The 17098-nt window shown below is 51.7% G+C and carries 13 protein-coding genes and 1 tRNA gene; 4 read left to right on the top strand and 10 right to left on the bottom strand.

The window, feature by feature from the left end; all coding sequences use genetic code 11:
* Positions 1–18 precede the first annotated feature (18 nt).
* From rnr to lipB, 4 genes are all read right to left on the bottom strand, one after another.
* Positions 19–2454: a ribonuclease R gene (rnr, locus tag BN8_RS28495; RefSeq protein WP_009285417.1), complete on the bottom strand. Its 2436-nt coding sequence runs from the start codon at positions 2452–2454 to the stop codon at positions 19–21.
* A gap of 76 nt (positions 2455–2530) precedes the next feature.
* Positions 2531–3274 (bottom strand): 3'-5' exonuclease, encoded by a 744-nt coding sequence (locus tag BN8_RS28490; protein WP_009285416.1) that lies wholly within the window; start codon positions 3272–3274, stop codon positions 2531–2533.
* A 14-nt stretch (positions 3275–3288) separates the two neighbouring features.
* The gene (locus tag BN8_RS28485) at positions 3289–3693 is read right to left on the bottom strand and encodes a hypothetical protein (protein WP_009285415.1); all 405 of its coding nucleotides are present in this window, start codon (positions 3691–3693) and stop codon (positions 3289–3291) included.
* 42 nt (positions 3694–3735) lie between these two features.
* Complete coding sequence (gene lipB, locus BN8_RS28480; protein WP_009285414.1) at positions 3736–4506, bottom strand: lipoyl(octanoyl) transferase LipB; 771 nt, start codon at positions 4504–4506, stop codon at positions 3736–3738.
* Positions 4507–4595: 89 nt separating this feature from the next.
* On the opposite strand from lipB, the gene BN8_RS28475 reads away from it, so the two are divergent.
* Complete coding sequence (locus BN8_RS28475; protein ID WP_009285413.1) at positions 4596–4949, top strand: YraN family protein; 354 nt, start codon at positions 4596–4598, stop codon at positions 4947–4949.
* Positions 4950–5109: 160 nt separating this feature from the next.
* Positions 5110–6612 carry a S41 family peptidase gene (locus BN8_RS28470; protein ID WP_009285412.1) on the top strand — a complete coding sequence of 501 codons (1503 nt, stop codon included), beginning with the start codon at positions 5110–5112 and terminating at the stop codon, positions 6610–6612.
* A gap of 64 nt (positions 6613–6676) precedes the next feature.
* Here BN8_RS28470 and BN8_RS28465 read toward each other — a convergent pair whose 3' ends face one another.
* Positions 6677–7192, bottom strand: a complete 516-nt coding sequence (locus tag BN8_RS28465; protein ID WP_192579102.1) for a gamma-glutamylcyclotransferase family protein — start codon at positions 7190–7192, stop codon at positions 6677–6679.
* Positions 7193–7242: 50 nt separating this feature from the next.
* Between BN8_RS28465 and BN8_RS28460 the strand changes: the two genes are divergently transcribed.
* On the top strand, positions 7243–8730 hold the full coding sequence (locus tag BN8_RS28460) for a hypothetical protein (protein WP_009285410.1): 1488 nt from the start codon (positions 7243–7245) through the stop codon (positions 8728–8730).
* A gap of 49 nt (positions 8731–8779) precedes the next feature.
* Here the strand turns inward: BN8_RS28460 and BN8_RS28455 are convergent, their stop codons facing one another.
* From BN8_RS28455 to BN8_RS28435, 5 genes are all read right to left on the bottom strand, one after another.
* Positions 8780–9361 carry an HdeD family acid-resistance protein gene (locus tag BN8_RS28455; protein ID WP_040006998.1) on the bottom strand — a complete coding sequence of 194 codons (582 nt, stop codon included), beginning with the start codon at positions 9359–9361 and terminating at the stop codon, positions 8780–8782.
* A 333-nt stretch (positions 9362–9694) separates the two neighbouring features.
* Positions 9695–12319, bottom strand: coding sequence for a DUF7133 domain-containing protein (locus BN8_RS28450; protein WP_009285408.1), 2625 nt, complete (start codon positions 12317–12319; stop codon positions 9695–9697).
* Between the two features lie 173 nt (positions 12320–12492).
* Positions 12493–12810 (bottom strand): hypothetical protein, encoded by a 318-nt coding sequence (locus BN8_RS28445; protein WP_009285407.1) that lies wholly within the window; start codon positions 12808–12810, stop codon positions 12493–12495.
* Positions 12811–13180: 370 nt separating this feature from the next.
* The gene (locus BN8_RS28440) at positions 13181–14254 is read right to left on the bottom strand and encodes a sensor histidine kinase (RefSeq protein ID WP_009285406.1); all 1074 of its coding nucleotides are present in this window, start codon (positions 14252–14254) and stop codon (positions 13181–13183) included.
* 503 nt (positions 14255–14757) lie between these two features.
* A tRNA-Gly gene (locus tag BN8_RS28435) sits at positions 14758–14830 on the bottom strand.
* A gap of 132 nt (positions 14831–14962) precedes the next feature.
* On the opposite strand from BN8_RS28435, the gene BN8_RS28430 reads away from it, so the two are divergent.
* Positions 14963–17023 carry an OPT family oligopeptide transporter gene (locus BN8_RS28430; protein ID WP_009285404.1) on the top strand — a complete coding sequence of 687 codons (2061 nt, stop codon included), beginning with the start codon at positions 14963–14965 and terminating at the stop codon, positions 17021–17023.
* Positions 17024–17098: the final 75 nt, after the last annotated feature.

Genomic DNA, 17098 nt, shown 5'->3' with positions numbered 1-17098 from the left:
TAGTCGGGCATCTATTTCCTATCGCCGTCCGCGACCACCGCGTCGGTTTTCACCTTTAGAAGCAGTTCCTTCTTTCCGTTTAGATCCGCTGCTGCGCTGTGACGACCGGCTACCACGAAGACCGCTATCATCGCGGTGACTCCGACTCTTACGGTTAAAGCCAACGTTGGCAATCCGCGAAGGCCGGTCAGTCACGAGTTCGAAATCAATGCTCCGGCGCGCCAGGTTGGTTTCTTTCACGCGAACCTCAACCGGGTCGCCGAAGGTATACATCTTCTTCGTCCGCTGGCCAATGAGCCGGTAGTTCTCTTTATCGAACTCGTAGTAATCGTCGCTCAGGTCCTGCATACGTACTAGTCCTTCGCAGTTGTTTTCGATGATTTCGACGAAAATACCAAACTCCGTTACGCCCGATATGACCCCTTCGAAGGTGCGCTGGGGGTCCATGCGGCTCATAAACTCCACCTGTTTGTACTTGATACTGGCCCGCTCGGCCTCGGCAGCCATCCGCTCCCGCTCCGACGAGTGGCGACATTTATCCTCGTACTCATCGCGATCGGCAGGTTTTCCTTTATCGAGGTAATGCTGCAACAGGCGATGCGCCATCATGTCCGGATACCGGCGAATAGGCGACGTAAAGTGCGAATAGCGACGGAACGCCAGGCCAAAGTGACCTAAATCTTCCGTACTGTACCGGGCTTTTGACATGGTCCGAACGGCCAGTTGCTGTAGCATGTTCTGCTCCGGCTTACCTTCGATGCTGTCCATGAAACGGTTCATTGAACCCGACAGGTGCTCGTCGTCCAGCTTGAGCTTATAGCCCAGCCGACCGGCAAAATCCGCAAACTGTTGCAGCTTAGCCTCGTCCGGCCCTTCGTGAATCCGGTACACCATCGTGTTTTCCTGTCCCGGCTTCGACAGTGAGTGGACGAACTCCGCCACACGTTTGTTAGCCAGCAGCATAAACTCCTCAATCAACTTATTCGTATCCTGCCGGATTTTTGGATAAACTGACAGCGGCACACCGTTTTCGTCGAGCTTAAACCGTACTTCCACCGTTTCGAAGTTGATAGCTCCATTTTTGAACCGTACATCCCGAAGCTTGTACGCCAATTCGTTCAGCAGACGCAGTTCTTCGAGGTAATCGCCTTGCCCGGTATTCAGAATCTCCTGTGCTTCTTCATAAGAGAAGCGCCGGTTTGAATGAATCACTGTCCGGCCAAACCATTCCTTCACCACCTTAGCTTCGGGCGTCATTTCAAAGACCGCCGAGAAGGTGAGTTTATCTTCGTTAGGTCGTAGCGAACAGAGGTTGTTCGACAGTTTTTCCGGCAGCATCGGCACAACCCGGTCAACCAGATATACTGACGTAGCGCGACGGAAGGCTTCTTCTTCGAGTTGCGTGCCGGGTTTAACGTAGTGCGTTACGTCGGCAATGTGAACACCGATCTCGAAGTGACCGTTGTCGAGAATCTGCACCGACAGCGCGTCGTCAAAATCCTTGGCATCCACCGGGTCGATAGTAAACGTAGTAACCTCACGGATATCCCGTCGGCCTTTCAGGTCTGTTTCGGTCAGTACAGCCGAAATAGCCTCAGCCTCCTGCTCAACCTCAGCCGGGAAAGTAATCGGCAACCCGAACTCGGCCAAGATCGCGTGCATTTCCGTATTATTCTGCCCGGCAAGTCCCAGTACGGTTACGACCTCACCCTCAAATCGCCCGCGATTACCACGCGGATCAGGGTATTTCGTAAGCCGGATTATGACCTTGTCGCCATCATTGGCATCGCCCAGTTTTTCTTTGGGGATGTAGATGTCCTCGTAAAGTTTTTTGCTATCGGGCACCACAAACCCGTAGGTAGGCCACACTTCGATTCGACCGACAATTTCTGTGCGGCCACGCTCGACCACCTCCGCAACCTTACCTTCGGTCCGTCGGCCGCGGTTGCTGGAGTCGGTGTACGTTACGACCCGCACCCGGTCACCGTCTACGGCTCCGCCTAAATCGTCGGTAGCCACCCAGATGTCATCATCACGGTCGCCACGAACGCCATTGGCCGTAGTCGGCACCACAAACGCAAACCGCTGGTTCACGTGGTCAACAACACCCTCAATGGTTCCGGCGGTATCGTCGGCGCGGTAACTGCCGTCGGGTAGGCGGGTCAGGGCACCTTCGTCGGTGAGTTCACCGATCAGGCCCTGCATAATCAGTTTCATCTTACGGTCGCCTACGCCAAAGTGATCCAGCACCTGCTGGTACGTAAACGATTCCTCATCGTTGACCCGGAAGAATGCAACCAGATCATTTTTCAATTCGTCTAAGAAGGAATCCGCTTTCTGAACGGCCTTCGTCTGGCCTGAGCGTTCCTTGCTTCGCTTCTCCAAACCCTGCTCCCGCGGTCGGGTTGCAGCCGATTTGGTGTATTTATTTTGTTTTGGTTTTCCGTTTCTCATGAATGTAACGCGGGCTTAATCCCGCGATTTTTAAAGAGCCGACATTGGCTTTCTACGCGGGTTCTGGCCCGCGTTACTACGCCCAGTCGGTCTGAACGATGTGCTGCTCGTCGACAATGGGGCCACCGATCATCCGCAGATACACCTGCACCAGCATGGCAATTGAATCGCGGGCATACTGCCGGATACGATTCATATCGCGCTCCTGATGGTAAACCAGACTGGTCTGATCGCCGGTCATCTCCAGCGGTTTGGCCGGAACGCCAAGCACAGCCGCCAGCAGATCGAGCGGCACGAAATGGCGACTTTCACCGAATCGCCAGCGGTCGAGCGTATCCTGATGAGGAATGTCCCAGGGCTTCTTCCCAGCCAGATTCAGCGCCGACGGCAACGTAAAGCCGTTTACCATAAGCCGACGGCATATGTACGGAAAGTCAAATTCCTTACCGTTGTGGGCACACAGCACTAACTCGTTCGGAGGGTAGCGGTTAACAATCTGAAGAAAATCTTCCAGAATGGCCCGCTCATCGTCGTCGGCCAGCGTCTTGATCTTCAGGAAAGGCTGGTCCGACTCATCCCAGTATAACCCACCGATGCCGATGCAGACAATCCGGCCGAACTCCGCGTAATAGGAAGCCCGGTTGTCGTACCATTCGGAGGTTGTCCAGTTATCTTCATTGCGGAAGTAAGCCGCTTTCTGTTCCCATTGGCGCTTCAGCCGTGGGTCGACGCGCTCGTACACCGACTCGGCCGCAACAGTCTTCAGGTCAATAAACAGGAGGTTCTTTAATTTACGCTTCCAGGGAATAGGCTGTTGCATGGCAAAATAAGGAGCTACTCGTGCAGAATTCCCTCCAGCCCCAGTGCCGGAACAGGAATCAGGTTTTCTTCGACGATGCTATCCGGCACGAAAATAAACTTTTTGTCGAAAACCTGTTCGCCGATAAAATAACTCACCCAATACTCATTGTTGAGGTGAAACACATCGGGCATGATCGTTTCAATCACCTGATGCTCGCCCGGCTGCAACTCCGTAAAAAAATGCCGCAGGGTAGAGGTTTTCTGTTCTTCTTCGTCTTTCAGACCGTAGCCTTTCGACGTTACGAACACAGTTTTAATCGGAACGTCGTTCTGGTTGATCAGAAATACCTGCCAATCGTATTCGTTCATGGCGTTCAGCTTGCGGGCAATCACAACCTGAACTCCTTCAACGGGCAAAAATTGAATATCTTTTTTCATAATCAATGCAAGGACGTGCGCCTGAACCCACGCCTGATTCTCTCATATGCGAACCAGAGCCGGCAAGCCCGATTCGTTCATTGTTACCTTAAATTCAAACAACTCGGTCAAGTGCCCCAAGACTTTTTGGCTTACTTCCTCAAGCGGCACTACGTACCCAAGCTCCTGCGCCAGCGACGTAACGGCTTTGTCGGCAATGCCACAGGGAACAATATGCCCAAAATACGATAAATCCGTATTTACGTTCAACGCAAACCCGTGCATCGTTACCCAACGGCTGGCTTTGACGCCCATCGCGCAGATTTTGCGCGGATTTGGCCCAATCTGACCAGTACCGTCGTCGGCGTCGAGCCAGACGCCCGTCAGGCCGTCGATCCGGCCAGCTTGCAGGCCATAATCGGCCAGCGTCAGAATAATAGCTTCTTCCAGCAACCGCATGTAGCGGTGAATATCCGTGAAGAAGTTGTCCAGATCCAGAATCGGGTACCCCACTAACTGACCGGGGCCGTGGTACGTTATGTCGCCCCCGCGCCGGATTTTAAAGAACGTAGCGCCCAGTTCAGTAGTTAGTCGTTGTTCATCGACCAACAGGTTGCTTTCGTGCCCGCTCGTGCCGAGGGTATACACGTGGGGATGTTCGCAAAACAACAGGTAATTGGGGGTCAGTTGCTGCTCATCAGTGGGCAAGGACCGATTAGCTACTTTCTGCGCCACGATCCGGGCGAACAATTGCTCCTGGTAATCCCAGGCGGTTTGGTAATCGATCAGTCCTAAGTCCTGAACGTCTATTTGTTTATTTGGGCGACTGTTCATTGCTTTATGGCAAAGCGAAGCATCCTTCTGGTTAGAACAACAAAAAAGGCGGTTTTCGTTCGATTTTACACCGTAACTCCCATATCATCATGGCCCAGCACAACGAAACCGGCAAACAGGGCGAAGCCGAGGCCGTCCGCTTCCTTCAGGACAAAGGCTACCAGATTCTGGAACGTAACTACCGCCACCAGCACGCTGAAATTGACCTGATTGCCCAGAAGAACAAGCTCCTGATTTTTGTTGAAGTCAAAACCCGGACCAACCTCAGTTTTGGCAATCCGGAAGAATTCGTCTCCTACACCAAAACCCGGCTGGTCATGAAAGCCGCCGAGCACTACATCTTTACTAAAGACTGGCACCACGACATTCGCTTCGACATTGTGTCCGTATCACTGGCAAACGGTACCACGCAGATTCGCCATCTGGAAGATGCGTTCTATTGAATTGCTCTCAAATCATGGGCTTTCCGGAGATGAGCCTAACTAAATTGGCTACATCAACAAAGGGTCAAATTTTCTTTGGTAATTAATGACCTTTTAATAAATCTTATCCCGTTATTTTTCGTTACTAGTAAGCTTACAAGTGCGAACTATACAGATACTTATGAAAAAAGTCTTTGGCTGGCGCCCGGCCCTGTTAGCAGTGGCATCCAGCGCGTTTTTACTAACTGCCTGTAAAGACCCGCAGGTAGATCCTTCATCACCAGGCACAGGCAATGCCACCGCAGCCAATCCCTACGACCGGAATTTTCAGGGAACGGTAACGGATGCCAATCTTAACCGCTGGATTCTGGACTCAATGCAAGTGTACTACTACTGGAATGATAAACTGCCAGATGCCAGTACGCTCAACTTTGATCAGCAGCCTAACTTATTCTTCGAATCGTTGCTGTACCGATACAACCGGCAAACACGCCCCGACGGCGACCGGTTTTCGTTCATGTATGACAACGCTCAGGATCTAAAGAATTCGTTGAGTGGCATTGCCAGAACGACGGGTATGGAATTCCGCCTGAATCTCTATCCATCGGGGACGGATAATGTCATTGGCCGGGTTCTGTACGTACTTCCTAACTCGCCGGCAGCAAGAGCAGGCGTAAAGCGGGGCGATATATTCAACAAAATTGACGGGCAAACACTGACACGGGCTAATTACGCCACCCTGCTGGACGTCAGTCAGAACATTGACACCCGTACTTATACTTTCGTTACGGCAACCAACGGTCAGTTAAGCACCGGTCAGGACAAGCGTATCCAGGCTATTCAACTGGCAGAAGACCCCGTTTTGCTTGACACGACATTTACGGTTGGCAGCAAAAAGATCGGGTACCTGGTATACAACCAGTTCATCACTGGCCCAGGCGGTCCTACTGACCGGACATACGACCAGAAGATCGACAATGCGTTCGCTCGCTTCAAAGGTGCTGGTATCAACGAACTGGTGGTTGATTTACGCTATAACCCAGGCGGCTACGTATCGTCGGCGCTTAATCTGGCCAGCCTGATCGGCAAAGGCGTAGACAACAGCAAAGTATTCTACCGCCAGGAGTACAATAAGCTCATCATGGACCAGTTCAATCGCGCTGGTCAGGCAGGTGGGCTGTCGAGCCGCTTCAGCAACAAATCACAAAACGTAGGCGCTAATCTTCAGCGGGTATTCGTGCTCACCTCCGATGCAACGGCCTCGGCGAGTGAGTTGTTGATTAATGGATTGAAGCCATACATGGATGTTCAGGTGATAGGCGACACGACCGTCGGTAAAAACGTCGGCTCAATCACCATTGAAGACCGATATGCAGCCCGTAAGGTTAAGTTAGGCTTACAGCCGATTGTTACCAAGTCATTTAATTCGTTGGGACAGTCTGACTATTCTGGCGGCTTTGTGCCTAACGCAGTAGTTTTCGAAACCAATCTGGTGTTGCCTCAATTAGGCGACATCGCTAACGAACCGCTTTTGCGCACTGCGGTTGGTCGGATTACGGGTACGGTGAATGGCCGGCTTGGTGTTGGCACACAACGTGAAATGCCAAGTGTTGGCTCCTCGCTTGATGACAAGGCCGCAGGAGGTAACATGTTCTTCGATGCCCCTAACGGCTTGTTTAAATAAAACGAGCAGGCTTCAGGTTCACAAAAAGGCATCCCGACGGGTTGCCTTTTTGTTTTGCCCCTGATCAAAGATAAGCCGCGAAATCTCCGGATTCGATGAGCACTAATTGCGTCACCGGCCGGTTGTATAAATAAACCCAGGCCGTTGTTGGTTGTCCAAGCAGCATAACAGGCAACAACTCCCGAACGTAGATTCCCTTACCATCGGCGGTTACATCTTCATAATCGTCGAGAAAAGTCAGCATTTCGGCAGGATGGTGCAGACGAAAAACGTCGCCGGTGATAAAGGGAGCCTGATCGATGAGGGGGCTGTGTTGGTCAGACGTACCGTCAGACCCGACGAGATTGGTTATGTCTGACGGTACGTCTGACCGGTATTGGCCCGTAACGGTTGCTCCTGTCGGCTGATACACCGCGCCGGGATACCAGTCGACATAGTATAGTTTGCCCGGCAGGAAGCCAATACCAACGTGCCTACTGCGTTGATGGAGGTACGCGGCAGCCTCGTTACGGGCTCCTTGCCTGAGGGTACCGTACACAAACAACAAATCCATAACAGAGGTTGAAGAGGTAGCGGGCATGGGTTTTGTAAGTTTGTGTTGTAAATTTAGTGTAGCAAGCAGCAGATACGATGTACGAAAAAAATATAGGCACGAAACAAAAAGCATTGCGAATTAACCTCGACCGGCGGATTTATGGTTCGTTTGCGGAGATTGGTGCCGGTCAGGAAACAGCCGCGATGTTCTTTAAAGCCGGTGGCTCGTCGGGTACTATTGCCAAAACTATGTCAGCCTATGACATGACGTTCAGCGATGCGATTTACGGTGTAGAGGATAGTGGTCGCTACGTGGTCGAATCACGGCTGATCAAAATGCTTAATAAAGAATACAACCTGCTCGAAAAGCGACTGGCCGAGAAACGCGGAGTTGACACTACGTTCTTCGCCTTTGCCAATACGGTTGTGGCCCTGAATTACCAAAAAACCAACGAAGGCCACGGTTGGATCGGCTGCCGGTTTCAGCTAACCCCGCAGGCCGGCTACAACGACGTGATTATCCACGTTCGGATGCTGGATAACGAGAATATTTTGCAGCAACAAGCCCTTGGCGTCATTGGCGTTAACCTAATTTATGGCTGTTTCTACTACGCTAAATCCCCCGAAACGCTGGTATTGTCGTTGATGGATGATCTATCGCCGGAGCGCATCCAGATTGACATGATCCGGCTTGATGGCCCCGATTTTGCCGGTGTCGACAACCGCCTGATGAGTTTGCACCTGGTCAAAAATGGGTTTACGGACGCTGCACTCTTCGGACCTGATGGGCGGGTGCTGCAACCATCGGAAGCACTTTACAAAAAGCACATCCTGATGATGCGCGGACGCCTGCGTCCGGTCACGAACGTCCATATGGATATGATCAACAACGGCCTGAAGCAATTTAAAGCCGAGGACGATGTGGATGAAAAGCGGGTGGTGATGGTGTCGGAGCTGACCCTGCACAACCTGAAAGCCAACGAACAAGGGATTGATGAGAAGGATTTCCTGGACCGGGTCGATATTCTGTGCTCAATGGGCCAGACCGTGATGATCTCCAACTACCACGAGTACTACCGTCTGGTTGCTTATCTGGCTCGACTGACCCGGCTTAAAATCGGGCTTGTGCTGGGTATTCCCAACCTGGAATACATCTTCGACGAAGGACATTATGAATTTCTGCCGGGGGGTATTCTGGAGTCGTTTGCAACGCTGTTCAGCCGAAAGGTAAAGCTGTTCGTTTACCCCACGCTCCGCGACGAAAAGGTTTATACCTGCCAGGAATTTGCACTGCCGCCCACGCTGGAGCCGCTGTTTCAGTACCTGGTTCGGAACGACAAGATTGAAGACATTCGGGATTACATCGAAGAAAACCTCCACATTTCGACCGATCAGGTGCTGGATATGATTCAGCGTGGTGAAGAAGGCTGGGAGCAGATGGTGCCCGACAGCGTGGTGAAGCAGATTAAAGACAACTGCCTGTTTGGATTCCCCTGCGAAGTTGAATACGTTCCAATTGGCCAGCAGGTGCGCCAACAGCAGGAAGAACAAATGCCACCCGCATCACTGGAGGCAACGGTATAACTCATGGACGTTAGGCCGGCTATGGCTAACGTCCATGAATCAGATTTACTTACCGATCTGCATTGTGGTACGACCGCTCGGCCTGTGCCCGCATCTGCTGCGTCAGTACGATAATCAGCACCCCTAATGCGATTGGGAATACGCCTACGTATCCGAGTGAATCATCAAAACCGGCCGGACGTAAGAGCAGTGAAAACGCCAGCCCACCCGCTGCCAGGATATTGGCGAAGTGAACAATGCTCGTACCACTCACCACACCGGCACCGCGAGCAGCCATGAAGGTATACATCGCCTGCACCGATTGCAGAAACGCATACATCATAGCCCAGAAGCCCAGTATATCGACAAACCCTTTGACCGTCCCATCAGAAAACAGGAAGATGGCTACGCCAAATGCTACGTCGGTCAGTCCGTGCAGAATGCCCCAGATGTGGTTCTTGTCTTTGCGTTGATTCGTAAACGAGAAAACTAACTGGCATACACCAGCCAGTACGGCAAGGGTACCCAGAATGGCTCCAGACTGGGCGGTGTAGGTATTCGCAAAAACGAACATAACGGCACCAATCAGGATGTAGAGTACGCCCCGGGCCACCATTAGCCACCAGCGCTGTGTTGGATTTAGACTGTCCATAACATTGAGTATTATTGATTGAACCTAATCTTGCTAAATACAACGCTACAGGCAAGGGCATTGTTTACGTCCGTGGCCGGGCGAAAAGGCTGTGTTCCTGGACTACTCTTCTGAAAAGCATGAGCCATCCTGACCGCCCCTTGAACGCGGCTAAAACCACCAGGACGTTTAATTGACAGCAGGAAGTATCCCCCTTATCAACAAGTGATTAAAGCCTTTTGGAGCGCTACCTCCCGAACATTAAGAATGCGCTAAACCTAATCCAAGCCAGGAGTATCAGTGCATCAGACAGTGAAGACGGTAGGCAAACGAGTCGCCTACCGTCATATCCACTCATTTTTGTTGCGATAGGAAGGTAATCAGCGAAGCGAACTCGTCGTAAGACAGGGCGTTGGCCAACCCCGTCGGCATCATGGATGTCTCCATTTCTTTGCGGCTCATGATATCCGTCTTTCTGATTGTGTACACCTGTCCGGCAATATCGCGGAGAACAACCCGGCTAGACGATTCTTCGGTTACGAAGCCAGTGTAGCTCTTGTTTCCTTTGGCCGTGATCAATACAGTCGAAAAGCCCTGTGATATTGATGCATTAGGCTTCAGGATTGACTCGGCAATCTGCTCCCGGTTCATTATGGACCCAATCTGCCCCATGAAGGGGCCTTTCATTGGTTCGTTCTTACTAAGACTATGGCAGGCTACACACCCCTGTTGTATAAACAGGGTCTTACCTAAAGCTGCATCGCCAGGAATCTTCGCAATCGCCAGCATAACATCTTCAATCGAAGCTGCCCCAACCTGCCCTTTCTTACTACGAATCTTTTCCAGGTCCACTTTATTGTCTTCCTGAACGGCCACCGGCGTTTCTACACCAAACTCAGGGATTTCGAGCCGAAGTCTGCTGTTCAGGTCCGTAAAAAACGGCTTATTGCTGGCTTGTTGCCATTCACTGATCAACAGCGTCCGGATGGCGGGCGATGCCTCCCACTCAATTGCTTTGTAATACGGTCCATGCGTATCTGGGCGAGTACTCCACCACCAGGATGCATCATACGGTGCCTCCTGCTTATACAAACGGGCTAGCGTAACCAGAATCTGGTTCTTGAGCGTCGGCTCCTTGGCTTGCTGGTACGCTTTTATCAATCCGTTGGCTGCTTCGGGTGTATGCATATAGCGCAACGCCCATAGAGCCAGCGTAGCGTTTGGTGAGTTGATGGCCTGCAAACAGGCATCCACCGCGTTTAGTTTTACCAAAGACCGGGCGGCCACATGAGCCGGTACAATATCGGCATTCGGCGTAGCATGTGGGCCTTCGACGTCCTTCCCGGGTGCGGCAAACGTAGCGGGCACCGCCACCTGCAATAGAGCAGAAGCCGCTTCTTGTTTCTCGAGCCGACCCAATCCAACCAGCGCAGCCACCTGCACCCGCTCCGAAGGATCTTTAACACCTTCAAGGAATGGTGCCAACGGTACGTTGCCAACAAAGGGCTTACGGTCAGCCAACGCCCGAAACGCAAACTCCCGTACGGATGCGTCCTGGGTTAGCTTAACCAGATTATCAATGCCGTTTGCCTGGGCGATCTGTGCATAGGTAAAGATACCAGCCACCCGGCTGGCCAGCGATAACTTCTGGTTGGTTGCTACCTGCCAGGCGGCTTTGGCCGCTTGTTTTGCGGGACGGGTCAGCAGTTCCTGAGATGCGTGCAAACGCAACACCGCGCTTTGGGATGCAAGCATGACGGCCAGCTTTTTCACCGACGCTTTTTTCAGGTTCGGGAACGCCGTATAAGTCCAGTTCTGCGGCACCACACGCACTACGTAGCCCTTGCTGGGGTTGCCCACATAGCTCGCCCCGTTCCAGGCCGCCAGGTACATCCGGCCCGAACCATCGACATCGACATCGGTGATCTGCGGCAGTCTGATAAATTCCTCTTCTTTCTGGGTAAACGATGCTTTGTCCGGCGTAACTCGGTGAATGTAAAGCTGGTTACGGCCCCAATCGGCCATCATTGGCACCTGGTTGTACTTCTGGGGCCAGGTGGGTTCATCCATAAACAACGAACCGGTACCTGAGCCGCCCCCAACATCGACCAGGGCCGGGATGATTTCGTCCGTAAAGTGCTTGAACAGCACCGGGTACCCGTATTCGGCGGATTGAATCTGATGACTGAACCGGATGTTCCAGCCACCTCCATCGTTGGTATTGTCGCGGGTAAAAATATTCATGTACGGGTCAATGGCCACATCGTAGATGTTACGCATACCGTGTGAATATATCTCCATTTCGGTACCATCGGGCCGTACCCGTACAATCCCTCCACCCAGCATGGTCAGCTTTTTGCCCGAGCGGTCAACCGCGTTGTGGAAGCCAAAGTCACCGACGGCAATGTAGATCCAGCCGTCGATACCCATCCGGATGCCGTTGGTCGCATGGTCGACTCCTCGTTGCTGGATGAAGGCCGTATTACTGATGTTCTCAATCAATGGTTTTGAAGGGCCGTCGGCTACACCATCCCCGTTCCTGTCGTCAAATACCACCAGATTCATGCCTGTGGCTTTGCCGGTTTCCGGCGAGAATACGGCGTGCAGGACAAACACCTGAGCACCCAGTACGAAAATACCGCGCGGGTTATCTACCTGAGCAAAGGTTGTATGCTGATCTACGTTTCCATCGTTGTCCGTATCAACCAGCCGAACAATACTGCCCAGATTCGGCTTTTTACCAAGGGAACCTTGCTTGTCGACGCCAACAAACACCTCGCCGGTTGGTGCTACCGCCAGACAAGCCGGGCTGGGTGTCAGCTCGGGTCCCGAAAAGTTAGTAACCTGTAATTCAGCGGGATAATCCGGCAGTGCGACGACTGTAGGCGTAACTTCCTGTTTTTTTAGCAGTCCTCCGTTATTGTTCATACCGAAGGTCAGCAGGAAGGCAGACAGGAAGCTGATTGAAATCTTAAACATGCTTTACGAGTGATTGCAAGGAATAAATCAACAATACCTTTTCACCTAAAGCATAAAGACTATGTGGTTTTAATGGGTTATTGCCATTAATAAAGACAATAAGCTTTTATTGGGCCGATGAGGCAGTACGTCTCGTACCCTACTACACCCGCTTTCTTATGTTTCTATTACAACTAGTCAAGCGGTTTGTCTGGAAACGATGTAAGATCAACCACCGACCGATCGGCATCGTTTAACACCACGATGTTGGCGGGTGGCCGCCAGGCTCCATTCTGCCAGGTAAACTCGAACGATTCTTCACCTACGGACCACATCACCCATTTGCCGGCATTAGCGGTATCTCTCGTATTGAGCCGGTATTGTTTCGCCATCACCTTAGCAGACTGGGCTTTTTGTTGATCGGTCCCCTGTTCCGGCAAACTACGATAGGCCTTTTCGTAGGCCTGCTGACTTATTACGTACTCTACGGTATGTTGGTCTTGTTGAGCCATTGTATCAATTCCTGATTATGCTGCCCGGTCTGTTTCCAAACGACTCAGCATGCTGGAGCTATTACCAGCTTAGACGCAATATGTTTTGAATTTTCTAAAATGGTAAATTTTCACGGCTCCTGCATTCAGCTTAATTAAACCGCCTGGCTTCGATGTATCCGTCGCCCTGGGTTCAACCATGTCGACTTCTTTTTTGCAGCTTACCGACAGGACAAGAAGTAAATGGCTCATTACTGTTTATTGTTTACAGAGCCAAAGGAGTAGGGAAATAGGTGCTCGGGAAACGGCTAACCCTCCGAAACGAAAAAAATTTACCAATGAAGCCGCGTTGACGAGTTGTCGCCCTTCGTGAATCACCAGTTGCAACTTCTCACACCGCCTTAATAAGCGGAAGCGTGACCATAAATTGCCCGTCGGCTTCCCGCACGCTGGGCGCAGGTTGTCCCAGCACCGCGTACTTGGCGAGGATATTACTCAGCCCTACGCCGTTGCTTAACACTCTGACGTGCTTGCGCTGAATGTTGTTGAAAACCCGCAAGGTACCTGATTCGTCGGTGCAGATCTGAATGTGTAATGGTTGTTCAGGCAGCGTAACATTATGCTTTACGGCGTTCTCAACCAGCAGTTGCAGCGTAAGCGGAGGCAGTTGGTAAAGCCCAAACTGCTCATCGACGCATACGATCATGTGCAAACCACTGCCGTATCGCGTTTTCAGCAAGTTGTAGTATGACTGAATAAAGGTCAGTTCTGAGTCAAGATCGGTCAGGTGCTGCGAGAGGTCGGGTACGTTACTGCCTGAATGCTCGCTCCGGTTGGTCCGCAATACGTACCGGTAAACCGAGCTGAGTTCTTCGGCAAAGACCTCCGCTTTAACAGAATCTTCGCCAATGAGTGCGATAAGTGAGTTGAGGCTGTTAAACAGAAAGTGAGGGTTGACCTGTTGCTTCAGCACATCCAGTTGCCGCTGCATGTTCAATTGCTTCAGTTCATACTCCCGCTCCAGGGTCTTCCGCCATTGTCCGTGAAAATAAATAGCCTCAAAAATACTGGCAGACAGTACGTTGAATAGCATACCGAGTAGAGCCGCCCCACCGAATTTAGCCCACGAGAACAGATAACCGGGTACGTCTGCTACTTCGTAAGCCCCGAAGTTCACCAAGCAAAGCAGCCAGGTCAGGGCTATATACACACTCAGCGAGGAGCTAATCCGTTGGGTAGACTGGTTCAACGCCGGAAACCGATAAAGTACGTACTTGCGCCAGCTATCCATCAGCCAGACAAACAACAGATACGTCACCGATGTCGAAACCGTAACGAACAGAAATAGCTTGGTATTGGCGAGATACGGCTCGCCCAGCATGAGGTAGTTGACAAAAGGAATGACTGGGTACTGTCCCAGAAGCAGCAGCCAATCGCTACGATCCAGGATAAACCATCGTTTCATCAAGAAGGGATTAGAGCCAGTAAATATATCTAAAACCCGTTTAATGAACTATCTGGTAGTGGCCCAATAGCGTTGGCAGCATTTGGGTACCGCGGGCTCTTCTCTTGTTTTCCAACAGAGTATCAAACCCAGCTAGATAACCCACCCGAGGTATTGATACGTATTAGAACGTAGCTACATTGAAGGGAGCGGAGCGTGTACGTCAGCCGAAGGGTCAGGTAAGCGGCTTCGCTAGTTGGGTCAACATTAAAACCATTGGGGTTACCCAGCGTCATGTAATCGTTACGGGTTGGCTGGGATTGGTCACTGGTTTTAGATTGAGTGAGGTGAACAGCCAATACTATGACAAATAGAGACGAGGTTGCTTTTTGGCCGAACGCACCTCTGTTCGAATAGTCCTGAAGTTATTTGTGTAGGCCAACGTGCAAACCACTCTACATTTATAAAAGAAAAAGCCACTCAACTACAAAGCTAAGTGGCTAATTTTTAATAAATTACACCTGAGCGGAAGACGAGTCTCGAACTCGCGACCTGCAGCTTGGGAAGCTGCCGCTCTACCAACTGAGCTACTTCCGCTTGTTGCGTATACAAATATCGCACTGTCTGCACAAAAGTCAAGTGATTACCCAAGGTTGATGAATTAATTCAATTGTTCCGGGAAGGGTTTGCCGGAAAAGCGTTATTATTTCACTGAAATTCTCCGTTTACATGGAAACTAAACCCCTACCTGATCTCAAACCCTTCGTACCTGCGACCGAATCGCCTGCTGAATTTACGCTTAAGGCGATTATTACCGGTGCTGTTTTTGGTATACTCTTCGGGGCTGCAACCGTCTATCTATCCCTTAAAGCGGGTCTGTCGGTATCGGCTTCCATTCCTATTGCCGTTCTGGCTATATCGCTGGGCCGACGATTTCTGAACACCACGATTCTTGAAAATAACATCATTCAAACGACAGGCTCAGCCGGTGAGAGCATTGCATCGGGGGTTGTGTTTACCATGCCGGGCTTTCTGTTCCTGACTGCCGGCGAAAATGGCCAGAGCGTCGGGGCCGATTTTTTTAACTATTGGACCATCTTGACGCTCGCTATCCTCGGCGGACTGGTGGGCACCTTAATGATGATTCCACTACGCCGGTCGCTCATCGTGCAGGAACATGGAACGCTGCCTTATCCCGAAGGAACAGCCTGTGCGTCGGTACTGATGGCTGGCGAACGGGGTGGTAATTTTGCCAAAACGGCCTACCAGGGTCTTGGCGTAGCACTCCTGTACGCCGTGCTTCAGAAGGTACTGCATATCATTGCCGAAGTGCCCGTCTGGGCTACGAAACAAGCCAACCGATATTTTCCATCAGCGCAGGTAGCAGGCGAAATTACTCCCGAGTACCTGGGTGTCGGCTACATCATCGGGTTTCGGATTTCGGCGGTCCTGGTTGGCGGGGGTATTCTGGCCTGGCTGGGCCTGATACCGTTGCTGGCGTCGCTGGTTCCGGGCGAAATCATCGCGGCTCAGCTTCAAAAACTTGGCTATCTGGCTGATGTTAACGCGGCCGGTGGTCCTGGTGGCTGGAACCCGGAAACAAAAACCTTTGAGGATACGGCCGCAGCCATCTATCGGGCCTACATTCGGCAGATTGGCGCTGGTGCTGTAACAGCCGGTGGGTTCATGACCCTGCTGAAAACAATTCCGACTATCGTATCGTCGTTCCGGCAGAGTTTTACCCGAGGGAGCGTCGATCTGAGCGGGGAAAATGGTGCCGTTCGCCGTACTGAGCAGGACTTATCCATCCGGGTAGTGATTTTTGGTAGCCTTATTCTGGTCGGGCTGATGGTTATTCTACCGCAGGTTCCGGGCGATACGTTACTGACCAAGTTGCTGCTGGGTATTCTGGTCATTATCTTCGGCTTCTTTTTCGTGACGGTTGCCAGCCGGATCGTGGGACTGATCGGGTCGAGTTCATCGCCCGTATCCGGCATGACCATCGCCACCATTATGGGAACCGCGCTGGTATTTATCGGCTTCGGTTTGACGGGCAAAGCCTTTGAACCGGCTGTTCTTGTGGTTGGTAGTATGATCTGCGTAGCGGCTGCTACGGCCGGTGCTACGTCGCAGGATCTGAAAACGGGGTATCTGGTCGGCGCTACGCCTAAATATCAGCAGATGGCCCTATTCGTGGGAGTTATTGTCTCGTCGCTCGTTATAGGCGCTACGGTTAAAATTCTGGATACGCCTACGCCCGACCTCCTGGCTCAGGGCGTCACGCATGCCATTGGCAGCGACAAGTTTCCGGCTCCGCAGGGTACGCTGATGGCTACGCTCATCAAAGGGCTGCTATCGTTTAACCTCGACTGGCAGTTTGTTCTGGTGGGGGCTTTCCTGGCCTTCGTATTTGAATTGGTCGGCGTTAGCGCACTGGCCTTTGCCGTAGGATTGTATTTACCCCTGTCCACTACGTTGCCTATCTTCGTAGGGGGCTGCGTCAAAGCTTTTACCGACTGGAACGCCAAGCGCCGGAACCGCGTCGAAGAAGATGCCGACCTTGGCCGGGGCAACCTGTTTGCTACAGGCCTGGTAGCCGGTGGAGCACTGGCAGGGGTCCTGGTTGCTCTCCTTTCGGTTAACGATTCCATTTACAATGCCCTGACCAGCTTAACGCTCGAGCCGGCGCTGGCGGGGGCTTTAGGTGAAGAAGGATATATGCTGCTGGGGGCTTTGTTCTTTGCCGGATTAGCTATACTGCTGGGCCGAGTTGCGTCTAGTAATACGTAGCCAACGGTCTATTACAGTTGAATAGACGTTCATAACATTTTCCAGAACACAAGGTTTACGCATGAGCAAGTACAT

Origin of the sequence: Fibrisoma limi BUZ 3 (assembly GCF_000296815.2) — a bacterium.
Taxonomy (GTDB): domain Bacteria; phylum Bacteroidota; class Bacteroidia; order Cytophagales; family Spirosomataceae; genus Fibrisoma; species Fibrisoma limi.
The sequence above is the reverse complement of the archived record's forward strand: the minus strand, read 5'-3'. Positions and strand labels throughout refer to the sequence as shown.

Bases quoted from the DNA above. Each gene is read 5' to 3' on its own strand.
- BN8_RS28460 (WP_009285410.1), top strand. From the start codon at position 7,243: ATGTACGAAAAAAATATAGGCACGAAACAAAAAGCATTGCGAATTAAC.
- BN8_RS28440 (WP_009285406.1), bottom strand. From the start codon at position 14,254: ATGAAACGATGGTTTATCCTGGATCGTAGCGATTGGCTGCTGCTTCTG.
- BN8_RS28470 (WP_009285412.1), top strand. From the start codon at position 5,110: ATGAAAAAAGTCTTTGGCTGGCGCCCGGCCCTGTTAGCAGTGGCATCC.
- BN8_RS28490 (WP_009285416.1), bottom strand. From the start codon at position 3,274: ATGCAACAGCCTATTCCCTGGAAGCGTAAATTAAAGAACCTCCTGTTT.
- BN8_RS28450 (WP_009285408.1), bottom strand. From the start codon at position 12,319: ATGTTTAAGATTTCAATCAGCTTCCTGTCTGCCTTCCTGCTGACCTTC.
- BN8_RS28485 (WP_009285415.1), bottom strand. From the start codon at position 3,693: ATGAAAAAAGATATTCAATTTTTGCCCGTTGAAGGAGTTCAGGTTGTG.
- BN8_RS28430 (WP_009285404.1), top strand. From the start codon at position 14,963: ATGGAAACTAAACCCCTACCTGATCTCAAACCCTTCGTACCTGCGACC.
- BN8_RS28445 (WP_009285407.1), bottom strand. From the start codon at position 12,810: ATGGCTCAACAAGACCAACATACCGTAGAGTACGTAATAAGTCAGCAG.
- lipB (WP_009285414.1), bottom strand. From the start codon at position 4,506: ATGAACAGTCGCCCAAATAAACAAATAGACGTTCAGGACTTAGGACTG.
- BN8_RS28475 (WP_009285413.1), top strand. From the start codon at position 4,596: ATGGCCCAGCACAACGAAACCGGCAAACAGGGCGAAGCCGAGGCCGTC.
- BN8_RS28455 (WP_040006998.1), bottom strand. From the start codon at position 9,361: ATGGACAGTCTAAATCCAACACAGCGCTGGTGGCTAATGGTGGCCCGG.
- BN8_RS28465 (WP_192579102.1), bottom strand. From the start codon at position 7,192: ATGCCCGCTACCTCTTCAACCTCTGTTATGGATTTGTTGTTTGTGTAC.
- rnr (WP_009285417.1), bottom strand. From the start codon at position 2,454: ATGAGAAACGGAAAACCAAAACAAAATAAATACACCAAATCGGCTGCA.